Origin of the sequence: Silanimonas sp. (genome assembly GCF_027531545.1) — a bacterium.
GTDB lineage: Bacteria > Pseudomonadota > Gammaproteobacteria > Xanthomonadales > Xanthomonadaceae > Silanimonas.
This window is the reverse complement of record NZ_JAPZSC010000016.1, coordinates 150,744-175,029: the sequence shown is the minus strand read 5'-3', so window position 1 is coordinate 175,029 and position 24,286 is coordinate 150,744. Positions and strand designations below refer to the sequence as shown.

Here is a 24,286-nt window from a genome sequence, read left to right as displayed (position 1 = left end):
CTCAGCCGGCCAGGCGCTTGCGTTCGGCCTTCTTCGCCTGGCGGTGGCGGGAAACCATGTTCAGGGCTTCGACGAGGCCCGAGAAGGCCATGGCGAAGTAAAGGAAGCCACGCGGGATGTGGTAGCCGAAACCGTCCGCCACGAGGGCGGCACCCACGAGGATCAGGAAGGTCAGGGCCAGCATCTTCACCGTCGGATGCCGGTCGATGAAATCGCCGATCGGGTTCGAGGCGAGGATCATCACGGCGACGGCGATGATGATCGCGGCCACCATGATGCCGGTCTGCTCGGCCGGTACCATGCCCACCGCCGTGATGACGGAATCGAGCGAGAACACGATGTCGATCACCGCGATCTGGGCGATCACCCAGCCGAAGACCGCCGAGGGCTTGGTGTCGATCTGCTCGGCGTCGCTGTCGCCTTCGACGGAATCGTGGATCTCCATCGTGCCCTTGACCAGCAGGAACAGGCCGCCACCGATCAACACGAGATCGCGGATCGAGAAGGCGTGGCCGAACAGCGAGAACAGCGATTGCTTCATGCCGGCGATCCACGCCAGCGTCAGCAGCAGCAGGATGCGGGTGATGCAGGCCAGCGCCAGGCCGAACTTGCGCGCCTTGGGACGCTGGTGCGGCGGCAGCTTGCTGACCGCGATGGAGATGAAAACGAGGTTGTCGACACCCAGGACGATCTCGAGGGTCGCGAGCGTCAGCAGCGCGATCCACAGTTCGGGGCTGGTCAGGAATTCGATCATCGGTACCGGTTCAGGAGAAGGGGAAGCGACGCGGCATCACAGCCAGCGAGGCAGCAGGATCAAGCCCCAACACAGCAAGACGTTGAGGTCGCAGAGGAACACCGCGGCCGAGCCCATGTCCTTGGCGCGCTTGGCGAGCTCGTGCCACTCGCTGCCGAAGCGGTCGACCACCGCCTCCAGGGCCGAATTCAGCACTTCGACGATGAGCACCAGCATGAGGCAGCCGATCAGGATCGCGCGCTCCACCCCATCCGCACCCAGCCAGTAGCCCAGCGGGGCCAACACCACGAACAGGTAGACCTCGAGGCGGAACGAGCTCTCCAGCATCCACGCGGCACGGAGGCCCTGCAGCGACCACGTCATCGCCCGCCACACCTGGAAGGGGGTGCGCGGGGCGTGGCTGTCGATGCTGTCGGCCATGTCGCGCGCGGTCCGGATTCAAGGCGAAGTGAAGGCGCGGCAGTGTGCCACAGGCGGCCCCTCGAGGCCGGCGCCCGCGGGCAGGACCTACGGCACTGACAGGGGATTAACCCCGCTTTGGCATGATGCGGCGGCCTCCCGCATGTAGAAGGACGACCCATGTTCGACCCCGAACGCCTGCTCAAGCAGGTCATGAATGAAGCCCTCAGCGGCAGCCTCGGCGGCAAGCAGCGCCGCCACAAGTCGAGCTACGGCAGCAGCAGCCTCGGCGGGCTGGGTAGCCTGCTTGGCGGTTCGTCGGGCGGCTCGTCCAGCGGATCGGGCGGCCTCGGCAGCCTGCTGGGCGGCGTGCTGGGCAGCGGCAGCGGCCGTCGCAGCAGCGGCGGCCTGTCGACCGCCACGAAGGCCAAGATCGGCATGGGCGCGCTCGGCCTCGCGATTGCCGCTTACGAGCACTACAAGTCGAGCAACCGACCCGCCGGCACCGCCAGCGCACCGCCCCCGCAGCCGATGCATGGGGGCACACCGCCCCCCCCGCCGCCGGCAGCCCCTTCATCGCCGCCGCAGGCCCCTGGCACGGCCGCACCAACGGATGCCGAACGCGCCGTCGAAGCCATGCACCTGCTGCGCGCGATGATCTGCGCCGCCAACGCCGACGGCCTGATCGACGCCGACGAGCGCGAACGCATCCTCGGCAGCGCCCGCGATGCCGGACTCGACGCCGAAGACCTCGAGGCGCTGGAAGGCGAACTGGCGGCGCCGCTGACGGTGTCCCAGCTGGTCGCGCGCACGCGCCCGGCGCAGCGGGAGCAGGTGTACGTCGCTTCCGTCATCGCGATCGGCCGCGACACCGAGCTCGAAGTCCGCTACCTCGACGACCTCGCCCAGCGCCTCGGCCTCGACGCCGCCGTGCGCGAACAGCTCCACGCCGAACTCGGCCTCTGATCCCCCCGCAAGGAGACTCGCCATGCACCAGTGGTACCTCAGCTACAACGGCCAGCAGATGGGCCCGCTCGACACCGCCGCCGCCGTCGCGCAGGCCGCGAAGAACCCGAACGGCCACTGCTGGCGCAACGGCTTCGCCGAGTGGGTGCCGATCGCCGCCTGCGCCGAGTTGCGCAGTGAGTCGGTGGCCGGCAACGTCACCTCGCCGCCGCCTCCGGCCTTTTCCGGGGGCCAGCGCGCCGACGTCATCGACTACAAGATCTACGGCGAGGACATGCAGTTCGTCGAGATCGAGCTCGATCCGGGTGAATCGGCGGTCGCCGAGGCCGGGGCGATGATGTACAAGGACGCCGTCGTCAACATGGAAACCGTGTTCGGTGACGGCAAGGCCAGCAGCGGTGGCGGCTTCATGGACAAGCTGGTCGGCGCCGGCAAGCGCCTCGTCACCGGCGAGTCGCTGTTCACCACGGTGTTCTCGCACGCCGGCGGCAGCGGCAAGGCCAAGGTCGCCTTCGCGGCGCCCTACCCCGGCACCATCGTGCCGATGACGCTATCGAACTACGGCGGCCGCATCATCTGCCAGAAGGACAGCTTCCTCGCCGCGGCGCGAGGTGTCTCGATCGGCCTGCACTTCCAGCGCAAGGTGATGACGGCGCTGTTCGGCGGCGAAGGCTTCATCATGCAGAAGCTCGAAGGCGACGGCCTCGTCTTCGTGCACGCTGGCGGCACGATCATGGAGCGGCAGCTGGCCCCGGGCGAGCGCCTCGATGTCGATACCGGCTGCGTGGTGGCCTACACCGACGGCGTCAACTTCGACATCAAGTCGGTGGGTTCGGTGAAGTCGATGCTGTTCGGCGGCGAAGGCGTGTTCATGGCCACGCTCACCGGCCCGGGCAAAGTGTGGATCCAGTCGCTGCCGTTCTCGCGCCTGGCGGGCCGCATGATGCAGGCGGCGATGAAGCCGGGCCGCGATGAAGGCTCGGTGCTGGGCGGGCTCGGCCAAGTGCTCGGCGGCGACAACCGCTTCTGATCGCCCCGCTCGTCGCAACGAAAACGCCGGCCTCGCGCCGGCGTTTTCGTTTCGGGCTCAGCTCGCGATGTAGGCCTGAAGCTGGCCGATTTCCTGCTGCTGTTCGGCGATCACGGTCTTCAGCAGATCGCCGATGGAAATGACGCCCATCAGCGTGCCGTCCTCGACGACCGGCAGGTGGCGGAAGCGGTGGTCGCTCATCATCTGCATGCAATCGCGGGCCCGATGCTCCGGCGTCACCGTCTTCACCGGGCTCGTCATGATCGTGCGCACCGGCGTGGTCGCCGAAGCGCGCCCCTGCAGGACGATTTTCCGCGCGTAATCGCGCTCGGTCATGATGCCCACGAGGGCGCCGTGCTCCATCACCAGCACCGCGCCGACGCCGCTCTCCGCCATGCGCCGGAGCGCGTCGAGCACCGGATCGTCCGGCCCGACCGTCACCAGCGGGGTGTCCTTGCCGTCGAGGATCTGTCGAACGCTGCGCATCGTCCTGGCTCCCGTCGTGGATAGCCCGATCATACGCCCGCGAGGGGCGCGCTCAAGTCACGCCGGCGTGCGGCTCAGGCACCGGGGAGACGCGCCTCGTCGACGATGTAGAGCGGCCGCTGCTTGGCTTCGAGGTACAGCCGGCCGAGATACTCGCCGATGATGCCGAGCGCCATCAGTTGCAGGCCACCGAGCAGGGCGATGACCACCATCAGGCTCGGCCAACCGGCGACCGGGTCGCCCCAGAGCAGGGTCCGCACGACGATCCATACGCCGAAGGCGAAGGCGGCCAGAGAACTGGCCAGCCCGATATAGGTCGCGGCGCGCAGCGGCACCGTCGAGAAGCCGGTGATCCCCTCGAGCGCGAGGTTCCACAGCCGCCAGTAGTTGAACTTGCTGGCGCCGGCGACGCGCGGCGCACGTTCGTAGTCGAAGGGCTCGGCGCGGAAACCGACCCAGGCGAACAAGCCCTTCATGAAGCGCTGGCGTTCGCGCAGGCCACGCAGGGCCTCGACGGCGCGCGGGCCGATCAGGCGGAAGTCGCCGGTGTCGCGCGGGATCGGCGTGTCCGACAGCGCGTTGATCACGCGGTAGAACGCGGCGGCGGTGGCCCGCTTCAGCCATGGCTCGCCGTGGCGCTCGGAGCGCCGCCCAAACACCACCTCGGCACCGGCCCGCCAACGCGCGACCATGGCCGGCACGAGCTCCGGTGGGTCCTGGCCATCCGCATCCAGCACCACCACGGCCGCACCCGGCGGCACGTGGTCGAGGCCGGCGGTGAGGGCCAGCTCCTTGCCGAAATTGCGCGACAGCCGCAGGGCGCCAACGCGCTCGGGGCAAGCGGTGACGAAGTCCGACAGCAGGGCCCATGTCCCGTCACGGCTGCCATCATCGACGTACATCACGCGCACGCCCGGCCCCAGCGCTTCCGCCACCCCGAGCAGGCGCGGGTGCATGGCCGGCAGCGCCGCCTCTTCGTTGTGGGCGGCGACCAGCAGGACGAGATCGACGGTCGGCATCATCGCTCCAGCTTAGCGGGGTCGACGCCGGGCACGCCGCAGCAGGCCGCGAGGTAGTGCGGCCCGTCGAGGTTGCGCGCCTGCCGGCCGATCCACGCCGCACGGCGCTGCACGTAGGGGCCCGGCGCCCGCACGCTGTAGCGCTTCGGGCTGGGCAGCACGGCGGCGAGCCGAGCGCTCTCGGCGGCATTCAGGCGCTTCGCCGGCTTGCCGAAATAGGCCTGCGCGGCGGCTTCCGCGCCGTACACGCCATCGCCGAATTCGGCGATGTTCGCGTACACCTCGAGGATGCGCTGCTTCGGCCAGAACAGCTCGATGAGCACCGTGTACCAGGCCTCCAGCCCCTTGCGCAGCCAGCTTCGCCCGTCCCAGAGGAACAGGTTCTTCGCCACCTGCTGGCTGATGGTGCTGGCACCGCGCACCGGGCGCCCGCGTGCATTGTTTTCCAGCGCTTTGTCGATCGCCGCCAGGTCGAAGCCGGCATGCGACGGGAACTGCTGGTCCTCCGCCGCCACCAGGGCGATCGGTAGCTCGGGCGAGAGCGCGTCCCAGTCCACCCAGTCGTACTGCAAGGTGAAGCCGGCCTCGTCGTTCCCGAAGGCCTGCCACTGGCGGTCGAGCATGAAGGCGCTGGTCGGCGGGTCGATCACCCGCAAGGCGACCACTTGAAGCGCCGTTACCGCGACGAACAGCAGCGGCACGCCCCACGCGATCCGGAACAGCCAGACGCGCCACCCCGGACGTGCGCCGCGTCGCGCGTTCCGCCTCATCGCCGCCCCCGCGCTACCATTCGCATCCCCGAATCCGACCGAGCGCGAAGCGTGGCGTCCCGACGCCGCGCTGTCCATGCACCGATGGCGAATCCCGACACCCTCACCCGTTTCCTGATCGAAGACACCGGCGTCCGCGGCGTGCTGGTCAGCCTCGACGCCACCTGGCAGGAGATCCGCGCGCGCGCCGAGTACCCGGAGGCCGTCGCCCACCTGCTCGGCGAGGCCGCCGCCGCCGCCGCGCTGTTCTGCGGGCACGTCAAGGTCGATGGCCGTCTGAGCCTGCAGCTGCGCGGCACCGGCGCCCTGCGCACCCTGTTCGCGGAGTGCACTTCGCAGGGCACGCTGCGCGGCCTCGCCCGCCACGAGGGCGACCTGCCGGCCGTGCTCGGCCCGCGTGATTTCGGCGAGGGCTCGATGCTGGCCATCACCATCGAAACCCTGCCGCCCGGCCAGCGCGAGGTGCAGCGCTACCAGGGCCTCGTCGGGCTGCAGGAGGACACCCTGTCGGAAGCGCTGACCGCCTACTTCCGCCAATCCGAGCAGTTGCCCACGGCCCTGCTGCTGGCCGCCGACGGGTCGCGTGCGGCGGGCCTGCTGCTGCAGCTGCTCCCCGATGCCGATCGCGAGGGCGACGGCTGGGCCCGCGTCGAGGCGCTGTTCGGCACCCTCGGCACGGCCGAGTTGCTGGCCGGCCCCGACACCGACCTGCTCTGGCGCCTGTTCCACGAGGACGGCGTAAGGCTCCTGTCGGATCAGCCCCTGCGCTTCGCCTGCTCCTGCTCACAGGCCCGGGTGGAGGACATGCTGCGCGGCCTCGGGGAAACCGAGGCCCTGGCCGCCGCCGAGAGCGGTGAGGCGCAGATCCACTGCGAGTTCTGCGGCAGGGAGTACCGGCTGGCGAAGGACGCGATCAGCGCGCTGTTCACACCCCAGGCCCAGGCGAACGTCAGCGGCCCGAAGGGCCTGCAGTAGGCAGGGCCCGCGGGGCGTTCCGGCGCCCCGCACCCCGAACCATCGACGGCGGCACTGTTGTTAAAAGTGCGTAAAGTGATACCCTGCACGGCCGGGAACTCCTTGCCCGGTCGACAGTCCGATCCTCGCATGCGCACTGCTCTCGCCATCGCTCTTGCCGCCGCCCTTGCGCTCCCCAGCGCAGGCGCCGCGGCACAGGCGGTCGAAGCGGTGCCGACGCCGCCCGCCGCAACCTCGATGGACCCGTCGTCGATGCCAGTCCCGGTCTGGAACCGCGACAGTGGCGAACTGCAAGCCGTGCTCTGGATCGACACGTCGACCCTGCCGGGCCATGACAGCGCCGCAGCCTCGCTGGGCACGCGCTGGTCGCGACGCGAAGGCAGCCTGACGGCCGGCCTGTCGGCGAGCGCCGAGCCGCGTTATGGGCTGCTGTGCGGCGACGCCGGCGACCGTGGCGGCGACGCCGGCACCCTCGACGATCATTGCCTGGTCACCCAGTTGGCGCGCCCCGCGGCCCCGACCCAAGGGCTGATCACTGCCCAGCTCGGCACCCGTATCGGCCGCAGCGACTGGACGGGCTTCAGCTCGATCCGCCGCAGCAGCACGGACAGCCTGCTTCCGGGCACCTCGCTCTCCCTCGCTACGCCGGAACTCGCGCCGCTCGCCGGCCTGCCGAGCGTGGGCTTCGAACAGAACGACCTCGGCATCGTCGGTGATCTCAAGATCGGCGAGCAGGGCTGGATCCGCCTCGGCGGCAGCGTCGCCCGCGCGCGCCTGCTGCCGGCCAACAGCATGCTGCTCGGCGGCGTCGCGCCACGCTGGAACAGCCGCACGCTGAGCGTGGGCGGCGGCTACGGCGCGATCGGCGGCGAAGTGGTCGGCCGTGTCGTCCGCGTTCCAGGAGAAACCGAAAGCTACGGCACGCTCGGTCTCGGCCTGACCTGGCGCACGCCGTGGTCCGGCCGCCTGACCGTTGGCGCACAGAACCTGATGAGCACCGGGGAGAACCCGGTCGCGCCACGCGCCAAGGCCGACGAACGCCAAGAGGGCCGCGTGCCCTACGTCCGCTACCAGCAAGATCTCTGATCGCCCGCGCGGCCCGCGGGCCACGCGATGCGAACTACGGGGTCAGCAGTTCCCCACGCCGTTGACTTGGACGCAGGTCGGAGCCTGCAGGCGATCGACCGCCTCGCGCGCACGGCCGCGCCGAGCCTCGCGGTCCCTCACCCGCTCGCAAACCACTTGGGGGATGCGCGATCCGGTGGGCGCGTCGTCGCGGCAGATCAAGCCGTTCTCGCGCTGACGCTCGATGATCGCGGTGAACGTCGACTGGGCGTTGAAGAACTCGATGCGCTGCGGCGTGGAGAGGTCGGCGATGGATCGCTTGCCATCCAGCAGCCGACGCAAGGTCGACCACGAATCCTCGAGCTCGTTGCGCCGGGCGCGGGACAGGCGGCCGAGATCGCCCGCGTTCACCTGCAGCATGATCTCGCGACGCTGCGCGAGGTAATCCTCGACGTCGACGGCGTCGAGCGCGTCCTCACCGACATCGGGAGACCCGGACTCCCCAACGGGAGCGCCCGCGAGGAGAGGGCTGCACAGGAACGCCGCAAGTACGGCGAGAAGGAGGCGACGCATAGGAACTCCTAGGATCGAAGGCCGCGGGGGAGGTTGCCAGCACTTGGGGCCGGCGATCAGCCGCCAGCATTGTCGGCGGGCGCGGGCGACGCAAGTGCCTCCCACACCGACTCGACGAGGGCCGGATCCTGCGCCACGCGCTGTGCCGAAAACTGGACGTGGTGGGCGCGCCGCGTGAGCAGCTGCGGCATGAGCTCGAGCCGTGCGGACAGCGCTTGGTCGGCAGCGAGACGGAAAGCCGCGTCGCCGTAGCTCATCGCCGCAGCCTCGACGGGACTCCGCAGCACGCGGTCAAGCAAGCCCCGCGGGTTCCGCGTCCGGTCGTCGATCCGCAGGCCCAGCGAACGGAGTTCCCTCGCTGCCTCCGAACCGGGAACGGCCGCGATCGGGCTGCGCAGATTGCGGAGCACCTCAGCCACTGTTCCGCCCTGCACGACATCGCGCTCGCGGACCAAGGCCACGCCTTCGACGAACAGCGCACGGCGTCCGCTTTCGGACGCCTCCGGCGGAAACGCCCCGACCCAGGCGACGGTCTCGTCGAACGGCACGCCGAGCATGCCGTCATGCCGGCCGTTGGCGACGGCGAGTTGGCAGTCCGAGGCAGCCATCGCGACGAAATCGAAACGGACGTCCAAGGCCTCGGCGACCGAACGCATCCGGGCGATGGCCTCGCCCCGGCCGTCCGGCCCGAGCCAATGGGAGTCCCGCTTGGCCTCGTAGCAGAAGCTCAGCGCGGCGGGTGCGGGCACCGCGGCGGCCTCCGCCGCCGACACCGGCGCGCCCAACAGAAGGCCCGCCGACAGCAGACCCGCGAAGCACAGGTTACGCATTGTCACGACCTCCAAAAAAAAGTGCCCGCGAACGGGTCGCGGGCACGAATCCATCAGGTTGCGGGCCCGATGCCCCCCGACATGATGCCGGAGGGAGCGGGTGACCGATGTGCCCTAGGTCAGAACTTCACCGTCGCACCGAAGGTGTAGTAACGGCCGATGGTGTCGTAGTACTGCGGGAACGTGTTGCCGCTGTTCACACCGGTGTTGCCAATGGTGTTGCCCACGATCGGCGGCTGGCGGTCGGTCACATTGGCGATCGACAGGTTCAGACGGATCTGGTCGGTGGCCTGCCACGAAGCGCCGAGGTCGAGGTAGTTGAACGACCCGATGCTCGAGTAGGCCGGCAGGAAGGCCGTGCCACCCGGCTCCTCGGTGATGCTGCCGAGGTGGCGGATGTTGGCGCTGACCGAGAAGTCGCTGTAGACCCACGTGGTGCGGAAGTTCGCCTTGAAGTCATGCACGATGCCCGCCCCGTTGCTCGCCGCGTTGTTGCACGCGACGCTGTAGTAGCCCTTGCAGTCGCGGTTGACCGAGGTCGGGGTGGCCTGGAAGAACCAGTCGTTGACCTTGGTGGCGTTCAGACCGAAGTCCAAGCGGCCGAAGTCGCCGAGGTCCCACAGGTAGGTGACACCGAGGTCGATACCGTCGGTCTGGATGACGCCCAGGTTCGACGAGACCAGCGCGATGCCACGCGCCTCCGTGCCGTTGAACGTGCCGTTCAGCGGGTTGCGGCCGATCAGGGCGCAGTCGGCGGCGTTACCGTTGGTGTAGCAGCCCGTGAGGATGTCGTTGACCGAGGGGCTGGAGACGGCGCCGGTCACTTCGATGTCGTAGTGGTCGAGCGTGATCGCCAGGTTCTCGACGAACGACGGGGTCCACACGATGCCGATGGTGCGGGTGTCGGCGATTTCCGGACCGAGGTTCGGGTTGCCGCCCGTCAGGACGTTGACCTGACCCGCCGACGGCTGCGGCAGCGAGCCGTACGCCGCGGCCGGAACGCCGGTCGCGAGGCAGCGTTCGCGCGAGGCGGTCGGGGTGGCGCCGCCGCAGGGGTCGACGGCCAGGTTGCTGAGGCCGGTGACCTGCGGGTTGAACAGCTCGCCCACGTTCGGGGCGCGGGTGGCGCGCTGCTGCAGGGCGCGGAAACGGATGCCCTCGACCGGGGTCCACTCGCCGCCGTACTTGTAGGTGTTGTACGAGGTGGAGTTGCCCGCGGTTTCGAAGGTGCTGCGGCGGAAGCCACCCTCGAACGACAGCGAGTAGGCCCAAGCCGCGTCGTTGACGATCGGGGCGATCAGCTCGAAGTAGCCTTCCGTCAGCTCGAAGCCGCCGCGGCGGTCCGGGGTCGGGGCGCCGGTGCCGAGCACTTCACCCTGGATCTGCGAGGCCTGGTCCGACTTCGTGCCGGCCGTCACCGAGCGGTGCTCGGCACCCACGGCGACATTGATCGGGAAGGTCGCCCACGGGCTCATGATGGCGTCACCAAGGTCGCCAACCAGCGAACCGGCGAGCACGTCCTGCGTGACCGTCTGCTGCAGCAGCGAGTCGAGGTTGATGAAGCGCAGCATCGCCGGCGTGATCGAGCCCTCGGGGCCGAACACGTTGAGCGGCACGCAGCCGTTGCGGGCGTCGGTGCAGGCCGTGGTGCTGAGCGCACGCAGCGCCTGCTGGACGCGCGAGTTGGAGCCCCAGTTCACGCGCGACTGCAGCTGGTCGGCTTCGCCGAACGAGTAGTACGCGTCGTAGCGCCAGGTGTCGAACACGTAACCCTTCACGCCGACGGTGCCCTGGAACAGCTTGTTCTCGAAGCTGTTGAGACGCGGGCCAAGCTCGGTGAAGCGGCGGCCGAGCGAGACCGTGGCTTCCGTGGGGTTGCCAACCACGCAATCGGCAGCGGCGACGCCCGCAATGGTGCAGAGCTGCTGGCGGGCGGCGGCAGGCAGGTAGGGGTTGCCGACCGGCACGCGGTAGTTGTTGAAGAACGTGCCCGAAGACGCCAGCTGGGTGAATACGTCGCTGCGGACGTACATGATCTCGGCGTAGGCTTCGTGATCGTCATTGATCAGGAAGCTGGCGAGACCCGTGGCCTGCAGGCGGTTCAGCGGGGTCTGGAAGAGGTTCGGCGGGTTGAAGTTGAAGGCGTTGTTGCAGGTGGCGCGGAAGGCGCCGTCCGGGCACAGGCCGCCGAGGGTCAGCTCGGTGACCGGCACGCCGGTGCCCGAACCCTGCGGGCTGCCCGTGACCGACGAGAGCGCACGCAGGCCGAACGGGCGGTTGCCCTGAAGCACTTCGTCGGTATCCGTGTGGCCGACGCTCAGTACCGCGTTGCCGCGGCCTTCGGCGAAGTTGCCGCCGACGGTGACGTCGATACGCTGGCGATCGCCGTCCTTATCGGCCGACTGGCCCCACTGGGCGGAGATCTCCGCACCTTCGTAGTCACGCTTCAGGATGAAGTTGACGACACCCGAAACGGCGTCGGCGCCATACACGGCCGAGGCGCCGCCCGAGATGATCTCGACGCGCTCGATCAGGGCGACCGGGATCGCGTTGGTGTCGACCACGCCAGCCAGGTCGAACGGGGTCAGGCGGCGGCCGTTGACCAGCACCAGGGTGCGGTTCGCGCCGAGGCCGCGCAGGTCGATGGTGGCACCACCGCCGCTGCCGTTGTTGGTGCCCGGGCCGATGGCGGGCACAAGGGCCGGCAGCTCGCGGAGGAAGTCCTCGATCGCGACGACCTGCTTGATCTCAAGCTCCTCGGCGGTCACTTCCGTGATCGGGCTGCTGGCGACGATGCCAGGCGAGGAAAGGCGGGTACCGGTGACCTGGACCACGTCGAGGCGCTGCGTTTCCTCGGAGGACGACTCCGCCGAGTCCGCGGTTTGCGAGAAGGCGGGCGCGACGGCCAGGGTGGCGCCAGCGAAGAGTGCAAAGCGAATTGCACGCGACAGCTGCTTGATGTCCGACATTGAGTTTGTCTCCAACGTTTGAGCGGATTCGGGAATCCAGTGATATGCCGACGGTACCGAGGGGGCGTTCCGCGACTTCCCGAGCATAACGCAATGTTTACGTTATGCAAATCCGCTGAGAGCGAGGGCGGGCGCCCAGATGAAGAGCGCCGTTTCGCGGCGATTGCTGCTGCATCGCATCAATTCCGGCCCGGCACCGGAGCCGGTTCACCGGCGGGCGGAGCGACGCCTTCCACCCGGGCATCGCCGGAGAAGCTTCGCAAGACGAGTCTACCCCCCTCGCCCACCGCGGCACCGGCAGCAACGCGCGGAGTCTCCACCACAGGCAGGCTCAGGTCACCGGTCGCCAACTGCGGGACGATGGCGCGAGGCCACGCTCCGACGAGATCGACGCGAAGATCGCCGGAGAGGCTCTCCAGAACGACGTCGGCGCCCGACGCCGACCCGAGACGGAGCGTGATCGGCCCGGACACCGAGGTCGCGCGGACACGGCGCGGGCTATCCAGCGCGAGTGTGGACGGCCCGCCCAGCGCGTCGACGGCGACCGAGCCGATGGCCCCCCGCGACACGACCTCGACCTCGCGGCCCTCCGCCCGGACATCGCCGGTGGGGCCCTCGAGCTGCAGGTCGAGCGCGCCGTCGACCCGGACGTCCGCAGCATCGAACGTACCGGCAATGCGGGCTCCCGACCCGCCGCGGACCACGAGGCGTGGCGCTTCCGCACCCTGGAGGTCAAGCGAGGCGGCACCAAGATGGATGACGAGGGGGGCACCAGCCGGGACGGCGACGCGGAGCTCGGACCGTCGCGGCGAGAGGCGCTCCGGGTCGTCGACGATGAGCACGCGGCGGTCCACCGACTCGCGCCAGACCACGCGCTGGCCCGGCGCCAGCGTGGCGTCCAGGCCCACCTTCCCGGCCTCCCCGGGGCGCACCTCGAGCGAGCCGGCCTCCACGCGCAGATGGAGCGCCTGGCCGACGGCCAAGGGCCGCTCCTCCGCGACGCGCACCACCGAGGCTTCGGCCGACAGGCCGAGGAGGGCGAGGCAGGCGCTTGTCAGGACGTGGCAGCGCATGCGGCTATCGCAGCACACGCGGCGCGCGCTGCCAAGCGCACGGTCTCGGCGTGGATGTCGACGATGTCGTCGACATCGGGGGCATAGCCGCCGGCCATCGCGACCGAAAGCGGCAGGCCGTGGCGACGGCAGGCCTCGAATACGGCACGGTCGCGCTGGGCGAGGCCGGCTTTGGTGAGCGCCAACTGGCCGAGCCGATCGCCGACAAAGGGGTCGGCACCGGCGAGGTAGATCACCGCCTCGGGGCGCGCCGCGTCGACAGCCCTCGGCAGGTGCGCAGCCAGCAGGTCGAGGTAGCGCGCGTCGTCGGTGCCCGGTGGCAGCGGCACGTCAAGGTCGGAGGCCGGCTTGATCGCCGGGTAGTTCTTCGCGTCATGCATCGAGAAGGCGAACAGCGTGTCGTCGCCAGCGACCAGCTCGGCCGTGCCGTTGCCGTGGTGCACATCGAGATCGACGATCAGCAGCCTCTGCGCGAGGCCCTCGGCCTGCACGTGCCGCGCGGCCACGACCGCATCGTTGAAGATGCAGTAGCCGCCGCCGCGGTCGAAGGCCGCATGGTGCGTACCGCCGGCGAGGTTCACGGCGACGCCGTCGCCGCGAAGCGCCGCGTCGAGCGCCGCGATCGTGCCGCCCACGGTGCGTCGCGCACGCTTCGCCATCGCGTCGGACCACGGGAAGCCGATGCGCCGCTGCTCCTGCGGGCTCAAGGTGCCGCCCCGCACGCGCTCGATGTAGTCGGGGCAGTGGACGCGGCGCAGCGCCTCGTCGCTGGCGGACACCGGCTCGTGCAAGGTCACGCCCCAGCGCTCGGCGTGCTCGCGCACGCGCTCGTAAAGGCGGCGGTACTTCGCCATCGGGAAGGCGTGGCCTTCCGGCAGCGGCAGCTCGAACGTCGGGCAGAAAAAGGCCTTCATCACTCCAGCTTAAGCCGAAGCGATGAAGGCCTTGAGCAGAACGGGCGGCGCTCGAAACACGCGCCGCCGATACCGCGACCTCAGGCCGCGGCCTTCTTGGCTTCAGCCTCGAGGGCGGCGGCCACGCGCTGACGCTCGGCTTCGAGGGCCGCAGGCAGGCGCGGACCGAATTCGGCGAGGTATTCGCCGATCGAGGCCATCTCGGCCTTCCAGCCGTCGCGGTCGTAGCCGAACAGCACGTCGCGCGCCTCGTCGCTGAGCTTCAGGCCATCGAGGTTCAGGTCCTCGCGCTTCGGGAACAGGCCCACCGGCGTCTCGACCGCCGACGCCTTGCCCTCGCAGCGCTTCAGCATCCACTCGAGCACACGCAGGTTGTCGCCGAAGCCCGGCCACAGGAACTTGCCGTCGCTGCCCTTGCGGAACCAGTTGACGTGGAAGACCTTCGGCAGCTTGTCGGCCTTCGCGCCGAAGCTGAGCCAGTGGCTGAAATAGTCGGCGAAGTTGTAGCCGCAGAAGGGCTTCATCGCCATCGAGTCGCGGCGCACGACGCCCACCGCGCCCGTGGCCGCCGCGGTCGTTTCCGAGGCCATGCCGGCGCCGACGAGCACGCCGTGCGTCCAGTCGCGGGCTTCGAACACCAGCGGCACCAGCGAGGCACGGCGACCACCGAAGACGATCGCCGAGATCGGCACGCCCTGCGGGTCTTCGGCCTTCGGCGAGTACGACGGGCACTGCTTGGCCGACACGGTGAAGCGCGCGTTCGCGTGCGCGGCGGGGCCCTTGGCGGCATCGAAGGGCTGACCCTTCCAATCCGTCACCGGCGTGCCGGTGTCGAGGCCTTCCCACCAAGGCTGGTTGTCGGCCGTCACGCCCACATTCGTGAAGATGGCATCGCGGTCCAGCATGGCCAGCGCGTTCGGATTGCTCTTCGCGCCGGTGCCCGGGGCGACGCCGAAATAGCCGGCTTCCGGGTTGATGGCGTAGAGGCGACCGTCGGCGCCGGGACGCATCCAGCAGATGTCGTCGCCGACCGTCCAGACCTTCCAACCCTTCTCGCGGTAGCCCTGCGGCGGGATCAGCATGGCGAGGTTGGTCTTGCCGCAGGCACTCGGGAAGGCCGCGGCGACGTAGTGCGTCTCGCCCTGCGGATTCTCGATGCCGACGATCAGCATGTGCTCGGCGAGCCAGCCCTCGGTGCGCGCCTGGTAGCTGGCGATGCGCAATGCGTGGCACTTCTTGCCGAGCAGGGCGTTGCCGCCGTAGCCCGAGCCGTAGCTCTTGATCGCCAGCTCTTCGGGGAAATGCATGATGAAGCGGCGATCCGGGTCGAGTTCGCCGGTGGAATGCAGGCCGCGCACGAACGAGCCTTCGCGCTCGATGCGCGCCAGGGCCGCCGAGCCCATGCGCGTCATGATCCGCATGTTGGCGACGACGTAGGGCGAGTCGGTGATCTCGACGCCGCAGCGCGACAGCGGCGAGTCGATCGGGCCCATGCAGTAGGGAATCACGTAAAGCGTGCGGCCCTTCATGCAGCCGGCGAACAGCGCGTCCATCTTCGCGTGGCCGTCGGCGGGCGACATCCAGTGGTTGTTCGGACCGGCGTCGTCCTTCTCGGAGGTGCAGACGAAGGTGAGGTGCTCGACGCGGGCCACGTCGCCGGGGTGCGAGCGGTGCAGCGTGCAGCCCGGATGCGTTTCCGCATTCAGCGCATGCAGGGTGCCGTCGGCAAGCATCGCGGCCTTGAGCGCGGCGTCCTCGGCCTCGGAGCCATCGCACCAGTGGATGCGGTCAGGCGTGGTGAGGGCGGCGACGGACGCGACCCAATCATTGAGGGCCGCGAAACGGCTCGGCGAGCTGCTGCTCATCGGGAGAACTCCGGAAGGGAAATCGTCGGAGGCCGGGACCACTCCCGTGACGCTCGCCACCGGCCAGCGACCGGGACCCGCCTCAATGCATACGTATTCTATAGCGTCGGGGCGGGGTCCGCCGAGGCTTTCCGCAGGGGGTCGAACAGGCCCAGGCTCCAGGGCCGCTGGGCCAGCACCAGGCTCACGCCCACCCGCTCCGCAGCGGGAAGGTGGGCGTCTTGCGCCAGCATGAGATCGAACTGGCCGGCGGCCTCCCGGAGCTTTTCGCGGATGGTCGCGGCCGAGCGCCGGGAGACCATGCCCGAGAGCAGCAGCAGGGTCTCCTCGCCACCGGCGAAGCGGCTCTTGAAGAACTCCGGCAGCAGGCGCTGCTGGAAGAAGCGCTGCATGGGGCCGTCGGTCCGCCAGCGGAAGTTCCGGGCGGTCAGTACCCGGGCCCGGTTGCCGGGCAGCAATTCGATGATGCCAAGGCGGTCCAGCTTCACCAGCCGCCCGATCCAGTCCGGGAGGCTGATCTGGTAGTTCGCCAGCACCTCGTCCTGTGTCCAGCGGTTCACGGCGAGGTACAGCGCCAGCATCAGCAGCGGGTCATCGACCAGGGCCTGCTCCTGCGCCTCGGACAACTCGGCCAAGGCCGGCCGGCGCTGCTCCGCTTCGGCGGCGAGTTCGGCGAGGCCCATGTCGAGCGCCTCGCAGATCTGCTCGAGGCGTTCGAGCCGGATCGACTGCTCGGAGAACATCCGCTTCACCGAGGCCTCGGACATGCCGATGCGCTCGGCGAGGTTCGCGTAGGTCAGCCCCTGCGCCTTCAGCACGCGCTTCAGGGCCTCGACGAGCTGGACGCGGAGGGTCACGGAATCAGCACGTCCATCACGTGGGTGACGTAGGCCTCGAACTCATCGTGGTTCAGGCGCGGCTGGCCGAGCTGCAGGGACAGCTGCAGGAAGCCGACGTAGGCGGCGTAGGTCAGGCGCGCACGGTTGATGGCCTCGAGCCGCGGCATTCCGGCCTGGCGGAAGCTGGCGGCGAGGTAGTCCATGCGCCGCTGCGACACGCGTGCCAGCACCGGCTGCACGACCGGATGGTCGAGCGCCTTCAGCAGCTCGCTGTAGATCTTGTGCGGCTTCAACTCGTGCGCGACGAGCTGGAACAGCGCCTTGAGGCGCTCGCGCGGCTCGGGGAAGGCCTCGAGCTTGCCGAAGACGGTCTCCTGCTCCATGGCCTCCCAGCGCTCGAGGGCGGCGGCGAGCAGCGCCTCGCGCGAGGGGAAATGCCAGTAGAAACTGCCCTTCGTCACGCCGAGGCGGCGCGCCAGGGGCTCCACGGCGACCGCGGCCACGCCGTCGTCCGCGATGACGTCAAGGGCGGCATTGGCCCAGTCTTCGGCGGAGAGACGCATCGGTCGTTCGGTCTTGGCGGCGGCGGGCATGGGCAGCGGGCGGGCGGCATTCACGGCAATGGAAGCGACACAATAATGTGTCGGGCGCGCTTTCACCATACGCATACGTATTGACAAGCGCGAAAAACGCCACCCATACTCGGCCGTATGGTTTCCGCCGCACCCCTGCCCGCTTCCCTAGCCTCGTTCGAATGGACGGGATCGGGCGGCGTGCCGCTGGCCGCCAGCGCCGCCGGTCCGCTGGGTGCGGACATCGGCGTGCTGTTCGCCCACGGCTTCGGCCAGACGCGCCAGGCGTGGACGCGCTCGATGCTCGCGCTGGGCCAGGCCGGCATCGCCAGTGCGGCCTACGACCTGCGCGGCCATGGCCAGTCCGGGCGCAATGCCGCGGACGAGCGTTACGACGTCGAGCAGTTCATCGATGACGCCCTCGCCGTGCGCTCAACGCTGGCGAAGCCGCCGGTGCTGGTCGGCGCCTCGATGGGCGGCCTCGTGGGCCTCGCCGCGCAGTCGCGGGGTGCCGGGTTCGCCGGCCTGGTTCTGGTCGACGTCACGCCGAAGTGGGAAATCGCCGGAATGCAGCGCATCCTCGCCTTCATGGGCGCGCATCCGGACGGCTTCGACGACCACGAGCACGCGGCGAGCGAGATCGCGGCGTACCTGCCGCATCGTCGCGAGCGCAAATCCTCCGCCGACCTCGCCCACCTGCTCGTGCGCGGCGACGACGGCCGCCTGCGCTGGCACTGGGACCCGCGCCTGCTTCACGACCTCGCCGATTCCGCCAAGCATCAGGACGAACTCGCCGATGCCGCGCGCGGCATCGACGTGCCCGTGCTGCTGGTGAGCGGCGGGCGCAGCGACCTCGTCTCGAAAGAGACGGTCGCGCATTTCCTCGATCTCGTGCCGCACGCCGAACACGTGCACCTGCCGGAGGCCACGCATATGGTGGCCGGCGACGACAACGACGCCTTCACCCGGGCCGTCATCGAATTCCTTTCGCCCGCCCCCACGCGGGATCCTTCCAGACCCTCCGCGGAGCCTGAGCCATGACCGCTGTGTTGCCCTTCCTCGTCCTTCTGCTGGTGGTCGCCATCGCGGCGTATCACCGCTGGTCGCTGGCGGTATTCACCGCCGTCGCCGGCGCCGGCCTCGTGCTGGTCGGCCTCACCGGCGTGGCGCCGATCGCGACCATCGTCGCCGGTTCGCTGCTGGCGGTCGTCGCGCTGCCGCTGCTGATCACGCCGATCCGCCAGAACCTGATCACCGCGCCGCTGCTGAAGTTCTACACCAAGATCCTGCCGCCCCTCTCGGAGACCGAGAAGACCGCGCTGGAAGCCGGCACCGTTGGCTTCGAGGGCGAGCTGTTCTCCGGCGCGCCGAAGTGGAACGAGCTGCTGTCGCAGCCGAAGCCCACGCTGACCGCCGAGGAGCAAGCCTTCCTCGACGGCCCGGTCGAGGAGGTCTGCAAGATGACGAACGACTGGGAAACCACGCACGTCCACGCGGACCTCGAGCCGCAGGTGTGGGAATACCTGAAGAAGAACAAGTTCTTCGGGATGATCATTCCGAAGGAGTACGGCGGCCTCGGCTTCTCCGCACTGGCCCACCACAAGGTGATCCAGAAGCTGGCCTCGATCTCGGCCACGCTGAGCTCGACCGTCGGCGTGCCAAACTCGCTCGGCCCGGCGGAATTGCTGCTGCACTACGGCACCGAAGACCAGAAGCGCCACTACCTGCCGCGCCTCGCGGATGGCCGCGAGATCCCCTGCTTCGCGCTGACCGGCCCGACGGCCGGCTCCGACGCCACCTCGCTGCCGGACTTCGGCATCGTCTGCGAAGGCGACTGGAACGGCGCCAAGGTGCTCGGCGTCAAGCTCACCTTCGACAAGCGCTACATCACGTTGGCCCCGGTGGCGACGGTGATCGGCCTGGCCTTCCGCCTGTACGACCCGAACAAGCTGCTCGGCGATGACGCCGACCGCGGCATCACGCTCGCGCTGATCCCGCGCGAGACGCCGGGCCTGAGCGTCGGCCGCCGCCACTTCCCGCTCAACTGCACCTTCATGAACGGCCCGCTGCACGGCAAGGAAATGTTCCTCCCGCTGTCGCAGCTGATCGGTGGCGAGGAGTACATCGGCCACGGCTGGCGCATGCTGGTCGAGTGCCTCTCGGTGGGCCGCGCCATCACCCTGCCCTCCACTTCGAGTGGCGCGGCCAAGCTCGCCGCCGCGGCGACCGGCGCCTACTCGCGCATCCGCAAGCAGTTCGGCCTGTCCATCGGCCGCTTCGAGGGCGTCGAGGAAGCGCTGGCCCGCATCGCCGGCAACACCTACGCCGCCGCCGCGCTGTCGCAGGCCACCGCCGCCGCCGTCGACCGCGGCGAAAAGCCGGCGGTGCCCTCGGCCATCGCCAAGTACCACGCCACCGAAATGGCCCGAGAAGTCGGCAAGGACGCGATGGACGTCCACGGCGGCAAGGGCGTCATCCTCGGCCCATCGAACTACCTCGGCCGCGGCTGGCAGGCCGCCCCGATCTCGATCACGGTGGAAGGCGCGAACATCATGACGCGCTCGCTGATGATCTTCGGCCAGGGCGCCATCCGCTGCCATCCGTGGGTGCTGAAGGAAATGCAGGCCGCCACGCATCCGGACCCGGTCGTGCGCCTGCGCGAGTTCGACACCAACCTGTTCGGCCACATCGGCTTCGCCATCAGCAATGCCGTCCGCAGCCTGTGGATGGGCATGACCTTCGCCGCCTTCGGCTCGGCGCCGGGCGACGACTACACCAAGCGCTTCTACCGCCGCCTCAACCGCTATTCCGCGAACCTCGCGCTGGTCGCCGACACGTCGATGCTGACGCTGGGCGGCAAGCTGAAGTTCAAGGAAAAGCTGTCGGGCCGCCTCGGCGACGTGCTCTCGCAGCTCTACATCGCCAGCGCGATGCTGAAGCGCTACGAGGACGAGGGCCGTCCGGCCTCCGAACAGCCGCTGCTGGCCTGGGCCTTCCACGACAGCGTGTTCAAGATCGAGAACGCGCTGTCCGGCGCGCTGCGCAACTACCCGATCCGTCCGGTCGGCTGGCTGCTGTGGCTGCTGGTGTTCCCGTTCGGCCGTCGTGCGCAGGCCCCGAGCGACCGCCTCGGCCGCCGTGCCGCGGCGCTGCTGATGTCGCCCTCCGACGCCCGCGACCGTCTGGTGAGCGGCGTGTTCCTGACGCCCTGCGAGAACAACCCGGCCGGCCGCGTCAACGCGGCGCTGGCCAAGGTGATCCTCGCCGAGCCGGTGGAGCGCAAGTTCATGAAGGCGGTGAAGGGCGGCGAGATCGCCGCGCTGGATTACGCCGCCCAGCTCGCCGAGGCCGTGCAGAAGGGCCTGATCACCGGCGAGGAGCGCGCCCAGCTCGAAGAGCTGCGCCGCCTCACCTGGGACGCGATCAGCGTGGACGATTTCGACCACGAGGACCTCGTCGCCGCGTCGCTGTACCGCGGCGCCAAGTCCGGCGACACCCGTCGCGCGGCCTGAGCGCCTCGCGTCGCGTCACCATGGAACGGCGGGCCTCGGCCCGCCGTTCTGCTATCCGACACCCTGCGCGCCACCGACCGTGAGCCACCGATGAGCACGACCACGCCCCTCCTCGCCCTGTACCGCCGCTTCGAGCGCCTGCCGCTGGGACGCTGGCTGTTCTCACGCGCAGTGTGCTTCAAGGCGCCGTACTTCGGCACGATCCATCCCACCTTCGTCGCGCTGGAGCCGGGCCGCTGCGAGGCGCGCATCCCGCACCGCCGCGGCATGCGGAACCACATCGGCAGCGTCCACGCGATCGCCCTGTGCAACCTCGCCGAGCTCTGCGCCGGCGTGATGACCGATGCCTCCATCCCCGCCGACATGCGCTGGATCCCGAAGGGCATGACGGTGCAGTACCTGAAGAAGGCGATGGGCCCGCAGACCGGCATCGCCCAGCCGCGCATTCCGATCGTGTCGGCCAGCGCGGGCTACGAGCTGCCCGTGCAAGTGGAGGTGCACGACGCCAGCGGCGACCCGACCTTCCGCGCCGAAGTCGTGATGTGGCTGTCGCCGAAGCCGGCGCGCAAGGGCTGAGCCCCGCGCGCGCCCGGCGCCTTCGGCATCAGCCCCTCGACAGCGCCTTCTGCGCGCGCACGACGCCCCAGGCCGACAGGAACAGCGCCATCGCCATGCCGGTGCCGAGCAGGAACACCACCGACGAGCCGAAGGACGCGATGGCCTTGTGCACCCAGACGAAGGTGAAGTCGCCGCCGCGGTAGATCGCCGTGTCGATGAAGGCCTTGGCCTTGTAGCGGGTCTCCGCGTCCACGCGCGTGTAGATGGTTTCGCGGGCCGGCTTGGCCAGCGCGAACTCGCCAGTGCGCGTGGCGATCTGCACCGCCATCAACAGCATCGGCAGCGGGTTACCCGCGAGCACGGCGAAGCCGAGGGTGATGGCCAGGCCGGGGATCAGCAGCAGGGGCGCCACGCCGAAGCGGGCGAGCAGGAACGGCGTGATGAACAGCTGGATGGCCAGCGTCAGGCCGTTGATCCAGAGGTCGATGGTCGCGAAGAAGGCCGTCCGGGCTTCGTCGTCGGCGATCTGGCGCGCCACGGCGGCCTGCTCGTTGTAGAGCAGCGTGCCCACCGCGACGCCGAAGAACATCACCAGCGCCATGCCGCGCATCAGGGGGTCGCGCGCGACGATGCGCAGGCCTTCGAGGAAGCGCCCGCCCATGGCCTCGTCGAAGCGCGGGCCGCCCCGCTCCACCTCGCGACGCCGGGCCCAGGGCGCCAGCGCGATGACGAAGGCGAGGCACAGGCCCATGAAGCCGGTGCTGATGAGCATGATCGTCTCGACGCCGACGTCCTTGACGATCAGCTTGGTCAGCGCCGGGCCGGCCAGGGCCCCGAGCGTGCCGCCCACGCCGATGAAGCCGTAGAACAGCCGCGACTGCGCCGAGCTGTAGATGTCGGACATGAAGCTCCAGAACACCGTGACGGCGAAGAGATTCACGACCGCGAGGAAGATGAAGAAGGCCGCGCCGCGGCCCGGCACGTCGTTGGCGAAGGCCAGGTAGAACACGCCGAGCGCGGTCACCAGCAGGCCATAGACGAAGGGCAGGAACACCCGCCGCGGGTAGCGGCTTACCAGCGCGCCGTAGAAGGGCTGCAGCACCAGCATCGACACGAAGGTGCCGGTGAACAGCACCTGCAGCGTCAACGTCCCGAGGGCGATGCCCCGCTCCGCGAAGAAGGCGATCATCGCCGGAGGGAACACGGCCGAGGCGTCGTCCGTCGCCCCGAAGGCGTCGCGGATCGAGCGCAGCATGAAGTAGCCGCACAGCAGGCAGAAGAAGTAGCCGAACGACAGCGCGAGGGCCGGCACGTCGGCCAGCGCCTGCTTCAGATCGGACCAGCGGAGTCGCTGGGGGCCTTGGGCCTGCATCGTCACTCCGTGGCAATGGATGCCCCGTACTTTAGCGGAGTCGCCGCCAGCCGCCGAGCTAGAGCATTCACTCTAGACGTGCGGACCAGCATCGCCCATCGCTTCAGCGGCAGTCGGTACGTGTTCGACTACATCATCGTGGGTGCCGGCTCCGCCGGCTGCGTCCTCGCCAACCGGCTCAGCGCCGATCCCAAGGTCAAGGTCCTGCTGCTGGAGGCCGGTCCGCGCGACTGGCATCCCTTCGTGCACATGCCCGCCGGCCTCGCGAAGCTGGTCGGCAAGAAAGGCGTGAACTGGGATTACAGCACCGCGCCCGAGCCGAACCTCGACGGCCGCATGCTGTGGTGGCCGCGCGGCAAGGTGCTCGGCGGCAGCAGCTCGATCAACGCGATGTGCTACATCCGAGGCGAGCGCCGCGATTACGACGAATGGGCCGAACTCGGTGCCACCGGATGGGATTGGAACAACGTTCTGCCCTACTTCCGCAAGTCGGAAGGCAACGAGCGCGGCACGGATGCGCTGCACGGCGGCGACGGCCCGCTCGGCGTCAGCGACCACCGCTACCGCAATCCCCTCTCGGCGGTGTTCGTCGATGCGGCGACGCAGGCGGGCTTCCCGGCGAATCCCGATTTCAACGGCGGCGTGCAGGAAGGCTTCGGCTTCTACCAGACCACCACGCGCGGCGGCTCGCGCTGCTCGTCGGCCACCGCCTACCTCGACCCGATCCGTGGCCAGCGCCCGAACCTCAAGGTCATCACCGGCGCGATGGCGCGCAAGGTGCTGTTCGAGGGTGGACGCGCCAGCGGCGTGCTTTACACCGTCGGTGGCGCGGCCTTCGCCGAGGGCGCGGCGCGCGAGGTGATCCTCTGTGGCGGCGCCATCAACAGCCCGCAGCTGCTGATGCTCTCCGGCATCGGCCCGGCGGCGCACCTTCGCCAGCAAGGCGTGGAGGTCCGCGTCGACCTGCCGGGCGTGGGCGGCAACCTGCAGGATCATTTGGATATCTGCACGCTGCAGCGCTCGACGCAGGCCGTCACCTACGACGACTCCGACACGCTGCTCAACGAAGCGAAGATCGCGTGGGACTACTACCTGCGCAAGCAGGGCCCGGGAACCAGCAACATCGCCGAGGCCGGCGGCTTCCTGCGTTCGCGCCTCGCCGAGGACGAACGCCCCGACCTTCAGTTCCACTTCGTGCCGGCCCAGCTCGACGACCACGGCCGCAACAAGCTGCCCGGCTACGGCTTCACCGTCCACGCCTGTTTCCTGCGGCCGAAGAGCCGCGGGCGCCTGTACCTCGCCGGCACCGACGCCGCCAGCAAGCCGCGTATCGAGGCGAATTATCTCGGCGACGCGGAAGGCTTCGACCTCAAGGTCATGCGCGAGTGCGTGCGGCTCTCGCGCGAGATCCTCGCCCAGCCGGCCTTCGCCCCGTATTGCGGCGACGAACTGCTGCCAGGCGCCAAGGCACAGGACGAGGCCGCCATCGACGCCTTCATCCGCCGCAAGGCGGAGTCGATCTACCACCCGATCGGCACCTGCGCGATCGGCCGCGACGGGGATCCGAACGCGGTGGTCGACCCGCAGCTGCGCGTGCGCGGCGTCGAGGGCCTGCGTGTAGTGGACGCCTCGGTGATGCCGAAGCTGATTGGCGGCAACACCAACGCACCGACCATCATGATCGCCGAGCGCGCCGCGGACCTGCTCCTCGCCTGAGCCCGCTCTCCAGGAGCGGGCCTTGCCGC

22 protein-coding genes are annotated in these 24,286 nt (G+C 69.4%); 8 read left to right on the top strand and 14 right to left on the bottom strand.

Annotated elements, in window-relative coordinates; translation table 11 throughout:
• Position 1 precedes the first annotated feature (1 nt).
• Positions 2–754 carry a TerC family protein gene (locus O9280_RS09760; RefSeq protein ID WP_298341784.1) on the bottom strand — a complete coding sequence of 251 codons (753 nt, stop codon included), beginning with the start codon at positions 752–754 and terminating at the stop codon, positions 2–4.
• A 36-nt stretch (positions 755–790) separates the two neighbouring features.
• Positions 791–1,174, bottom strand: a complete 384-nt coding sequence (locus O9280_RS09755; protein WP_298341781.1) for a diacylglycerol kinase — start codon at positions 1,172–1,174, stop codon at positions 791–793.
• A gap of 159 nt (positions 1,175–1,333) precedes the next feature.
• Here O9280_RS09755 and O9280_RS09750 point away from each other — a divergent pair, with 159 nt between their 5' ends.
• Together O9280_RS09750 and O9280_RS09745 are read left to right on the top strand one after the other, a co-directional pair.
• The gene (locus O9280_RS09750) at positions 1,334–2,119 is read left to right on the top strand and encodes a DUF533 domain-containing protein (RefSeq protein WP_298341778.1); all 786 of its coding nucleotides are present in this window, start codon (positions 1,334–1,336) and stop codon (positions 2,117–2,119) included.
• Between the two features lie 22 nt (positions 2,120–2,141).
• The gene (locus tag O9280_RS09745; protein WP_298341775.1) at positions 2,142–3,149 is read left to right on the top strand and encodes a TIGR00266 family protein; all 1,008 of its coding nucleotides are present in this window, start codon (positions 2,142–2,144) and stop codon (positions 3,147–3,149) included.
• A gap of 57 nt (positions 3,150–3,206) precedes the next feature.
• Here the strand turns inward: O9280_RS09745 and O9280_RS09740 are convergent, their stop codons facing one another.
• From O9280_RS09740 to mtgA, 3 genes are all read right to left on the bottom strand, one after another.
• A complete protein-coding gene (locus O9280_RS09740; protein WP_298341772.1) occupies positions 3,207–3,635 on the bottom strand; it encodes a CBS domain-containing protein in 429 nt (142 codons plus the stop codon).
• Positions 3,636–3,709: 74 nt separating this feature from the next.
• Positions 3,710–4,654 carry a glycosyltransferase family 2 protein gene (locus O9280_RS09735; RefSeq protein ID WP_298341769.1) on the bottom strand — a complete coding sequence of 315 codons (945 nt, stop codon included), beginning with the start codon at positions 4,652–4,654 and terminating at the stop codon, positions 3,710–3,712.
• Positions 4,654–5,424, bottom strand: a complete 771-nt coding sequence (gene mtgA, locus O9280_RS09730) for a monofunctional biosynthetic peptidoglycan transglycosylase (RefSeq protein ID WP_298341766.1) — start codon at positions 5,422–5,424, stop codon at positions 4,654–4,656. Before mtgA ends, O9280_RS09735 begins: the two co-directional genes overlap by 1 nt.
• Before the next feature lie 84 nt (positions 5,425–5,508).
• Here mtgA and O9280_RS09725 point away from each other — a divergent pair, with 84 nt between their 5' ends.
• Together O9280_RS09725 and O9280_RS09720 are read left to right on the top strand one after the other, a co-directional pair.
• The gene (locus tag O9280_RS09725) at positions 5,509–6,399 is read left to right on the top strand and encodes an Hsp33 family molecular chaperone HslO (protein WP_298341763.1); all 891 of its coding nucleotides are present in this window, start codon (positions 5,509–5,511) and stop codon (positions 6,397–6,399) included.
• A 129-nt stretch (positions 6,400–6,528) separates the two neighbouring features.
• Positions 6,529–7,485 (top strand): hypothetical protein, encoded by a 957-nt coding sequence (locus tag O9280_RS09720; protein WP_298341760.1) that lies wholly within the window; start codon positions 6,529–6,531, stop codon positions 7,483–7,485.
• Positions 7,486–7,527: 42 nt separating this feature from the next.
• On the opposite strand, the gene O9280_RS09715 is transcribed toward O9280_RS09720, so the two are convergent.
• The 8 genes from O9280_RS09715 to O9280_RS09680 form a co-directional block, all read right to left on the bottom strand.
• Positions 7,528–8,037, bottom strand: coding sequence for a hypothetical protein (locus O9280_RS09715; RefSeq protein WP_298341757.1), 510 nt, complete (start codon positions 8,035–8,037; stop codon positions 7,528–7,530).
• Positions 8,038–8,093: 56 nt separating this feature from the next.
• The gene (locus tag O9280_RS09710) at positions 8,094–8,867 is read right to left on the bottom strand and encodes a hypothetical protein (protein ID WP_298341754.1); all 774 of its coding nucleotides are present in this window, start codon (positions 8,865–8,867) and stop codon (positions 8,094–8,096) included.
• A gap of 119 nt (positions 8,868–8,986) precedes the next feature.
• Complete coding sequence (locus tag O9280_RS09705) at positions 8,987–11,836, bottom strand: TonB-dependent receptor (protein ID WP_298341751.1); 2,850 nt, start codon at positions 11,834–11,836, stop codon at positions 8,987–8,989.
• Positions 11,837–12,015: 179 nt separating this feature from the next.
• Positions 12,016–12,909 carry a hypothetical protein gene (locus O9280_RS09700; RefSeq protein WP_298341748.1) on the bottom strand — a complete coding sequence of 298 codons (894 nt, stop codon included), beginning with the start codon at positions 12,907–12,909 and terminating at the stop codon, positions 12,016–12,018.
• Positions 12,891–13,823 (bottom strand): histone deacetylase, encoded by a 933-nt coding sequence (locus tag O9280_RS09695; protein WP_298341745.1) that lies wholly within the window; start codon positions 13,821–13,823, stop codon positions 12,891–12,893. Before O9280_RS09695 ends, O9280_RS09700 begins: the two co-directional genes overlap by 19 nt.
• Before the next feature lie 80 nt (positions 13,824–13,903).
• A complete protein-coding gene (locus O9280_RS09690) occupies positions 13,904–15,688 on the bottom strand; it encodes a phosphoenolpyruvate carboxykinase (GTP) (protein ID WP_298341743.1) in 1,785 nt (594 codons plus the stop codon).
• 98 nt (positions 15,689–15,786) lie between these two features.
• Positions 15,787–16,545, bottom strand: coding sequence for a helix-turn-helix transcriptional regulator (locus O9280_RS09685; RefSeq protein WP_298341740.1), 759 nt, complete (start codon positions 16,543–16,545; stop codon positions 15,787–15,789).
• Positions 16,542–17,120: a TetR/AcrR family transcriptional regulator gene (locus tag O9280_RS09680; protein ID WP_298341737.1), complete on the bottom strand. Its 579-nt coding sequence runs from the start codon at positions 17,118–17,120 to the stop codon at positions 16,542–16,544. Before O9280_RS09680 ends, O9280_RS09685 begins: the two co-directional genes overlap by 4 nt.
• 117 nt (positions 17,121–17,237) lie before the next feature.
• On the opposite strand from O9280_RS09680, the gene O9280_RS09675 reads away from it, so the two are divergent.
• The 3 genes from O9280_RS09675 (at position 17,238) to O9280_RS09665 (ending at position 21,187) form a co-directional block, all read left to right on the top strand.
• Positions 17,238–18,140: an alpha/beta hydrolase gene (locus O9280_RS09675; RefSeq protein WP_298341734.1), complete on the top strand. Its 903-nt coding sequence runs from the start codon at positions 17,238–17,240 to the stop codon at positions 18,138–18,140.
• Positions 18,137–20,611: an acyl-CoA dehydrogenase gene (locus O9280_RS09670; protein ID WP_298341731.1), complete on the top strand. Its 2,475-nt coding sequence runs from the start codon at positions 18,137–18,139 to the stop codon at positions 20,609–20,611. The genes O9280_RS09675 and O9280_RS09670 overlap by 4 nt, the downstream gene beginning before the upstream one ends.
• Before the next feature lie 90 nt (positions 20,612–20,701).
• Positions 20,702–21,187: a hotdog fold domain-containing protein gene (locus tag O9280_RS09665; protein WP_298341728.1), complete on the top strand. Its 486-nt coding sequence runs from the start codon at positions 20,702–20,704 to the stop codon at positions 21,185–21,187.
• A gap of 28 nt (positions 21,188–21,215) precedes the next feature.
• On the opposite strand, the gene O9280_RS09660 is transcribed toward O9280_RS09665, so the two are convergent.
• Positions 21,216–22,541, bottom strand: a complete 1,326-nt coding sequence (locus tag O9280_RS09660; RefSeq protein WP_298341726.1) for an MFS transporter — start codon at positions 22,539–22,541, stop codon at positions 21,216–21,218.
• Between the two features lie 120 nt (positions 22,542–22,661).
• Here O9280_RS09660 and O9280_RS09655 point away from each other — a divergent pair, with 120 nt between their 5' ends.
• Positions 22,662–24,257 (top strand): choline dehydrogenase, encoded by a 1,596-nt coding sequence (locus O9280_RS09655; protein WP_298342477.1) that lies wholly within the window; start codon positions 22,662–22,664, stop codon positions 24,255–24,257.
• Positions 24,258–24,286 lie beyond the last annotated feature (29 nt).

Coding starts and splice junctions, on each gene's coding strand:
- O9280_RS09720 (WP_298341760.1), top strand. CDS start 6,529: ATGCGCACTGCTCTCGCCATCGCTCTTGCCGCCGCCCTTGCGCTCCCC.
- O9280_RS09760 (WP_298341784.1), bottom strand. CDS start 754: ATGATCGAATTCCTGACCAGCCCCGAACTGTGGATCGCGCTGCTGACG.
- O9280_RS09750 (WP_298341778.1), top strand. CDS start 1,334: ATGTTCGACCCCGAACGCCTGCTCAAGCAGGTCATGAATGAAGCCCTC.
- O9280_RS09700 (WP_298341748.1), bottom strand. CDS start 12,909: ATGCGCTGCCACGTCCTGACAAGCGCCTGCCTCGCCCTCCTCGGCCTG.
- O9280_RS09680 (WP_298341737.1), bottom strand. CDS start 17,120: ATGCCCGCCGCCGCCAAGACCGAACGACCGATGCGTCTCTCCGCCGAA.
- mtgA (WP_298341766.1), bottom strand. CDS start 5,424: ATGAGGCGGAACGCGCGACGCGGCGCACGTCCGGGGTGGCGCGTCTGG.
- O9280_RS09715 (WP_298341757.1), bottom strand. CDS start 8,037: ATGCGTCGCCTCCTTCTCGCCGTACTTGCGGCGTTCCTGTGCAGCCCT.
- O9280_RS09710 (WP_298341754.1), bottom strand. CDS start 8,867: ATGCGTAACCTGTGCTTCGCGGGTCTGCTGTCGGCGGGCCTTCTGTTG.
- O9280_RS09740 (WP_298341772.1), bottom strand. CDS start 3,635: ATGCGCAGCGTTCGACAGATCCTCGACGGCAAGGACACCCCGCTGGTG.
- O9280_RS09725 (WP_298341763.1), top strand. CDS start 5,509: ATGGCGAATCCCGACACCCTCACCCGTTTCCTGATCGAAGACACCGGC.
- O9280_RS09755 (WP_298341781.1), bottom strand. CDS start 1,174: ATGGCCGACAGCATCGACAGCCACGCCCCGCGCACCCCCTTCCAGGTG.
- O9280_RS09675 (WP_298341734.1), top strand. CDS start 17,238: ATGGTTTCCGCCGCACCCCTGCCCGCTTCCCTAGCCTCGTTCGAATGG.
- O9280_RS09735 (WP_298341769.1), bottom strand. CDS start 4,654: ATGCCGACCGTCGATCTCGTCCTGCTGGTCGCCGCCCACAACGAAGAG.
- O9280_RS09695 (WP_298341745.1), bottom strand. CDS start 13,823: ATGAAGGCCTTTTTCTGCCCGACGTTCGAGCTGCCGCTGCCGGAAGGC.
- O9280_RS09705 (WP_298341751.1), bottom strand. CDS start 11,836: ATGTCGGACATCAAGCAGCTGTCGCGTGCAATTCGCTTTGCACTCTTC.
- O9280_RS09690 (WP_298341743.1), bottom strand. CDS start 15,688: ATGAGCAGCAGCTCGCCGAGCCGTTTCGCGGCCCTCAATGATTGGGTC.
- O9280_RS09670 (WP_298341731.1), top strand. CDS start 18,137: ATGACCGCTGTGTTGCCCTTCCTCGTCCTTCTGCTGGTGGTCGCCATC.
- O9280_RS09665 (WP_298341728.1), top strand. CDS start 20,702: ATGAGCACGACCACGCCCCTCCTCGCCCTGTACCGCCGCTTCGAGCGC.
- O9280_RS09745 (WP_298341775.1), top strand. CDS start 2,142: ATGCACCAGTGGTACCTCAGCTACAACGGCCAGCAGATGGGCCCGCTC.
- O9280_RS09660 (WP_298341726.1), bottom strand. CDS start 22,541: ATGCAGGCCCAAGGCCCCCAGCGACTCCGCTGGTCCGATCTGAAGCAG.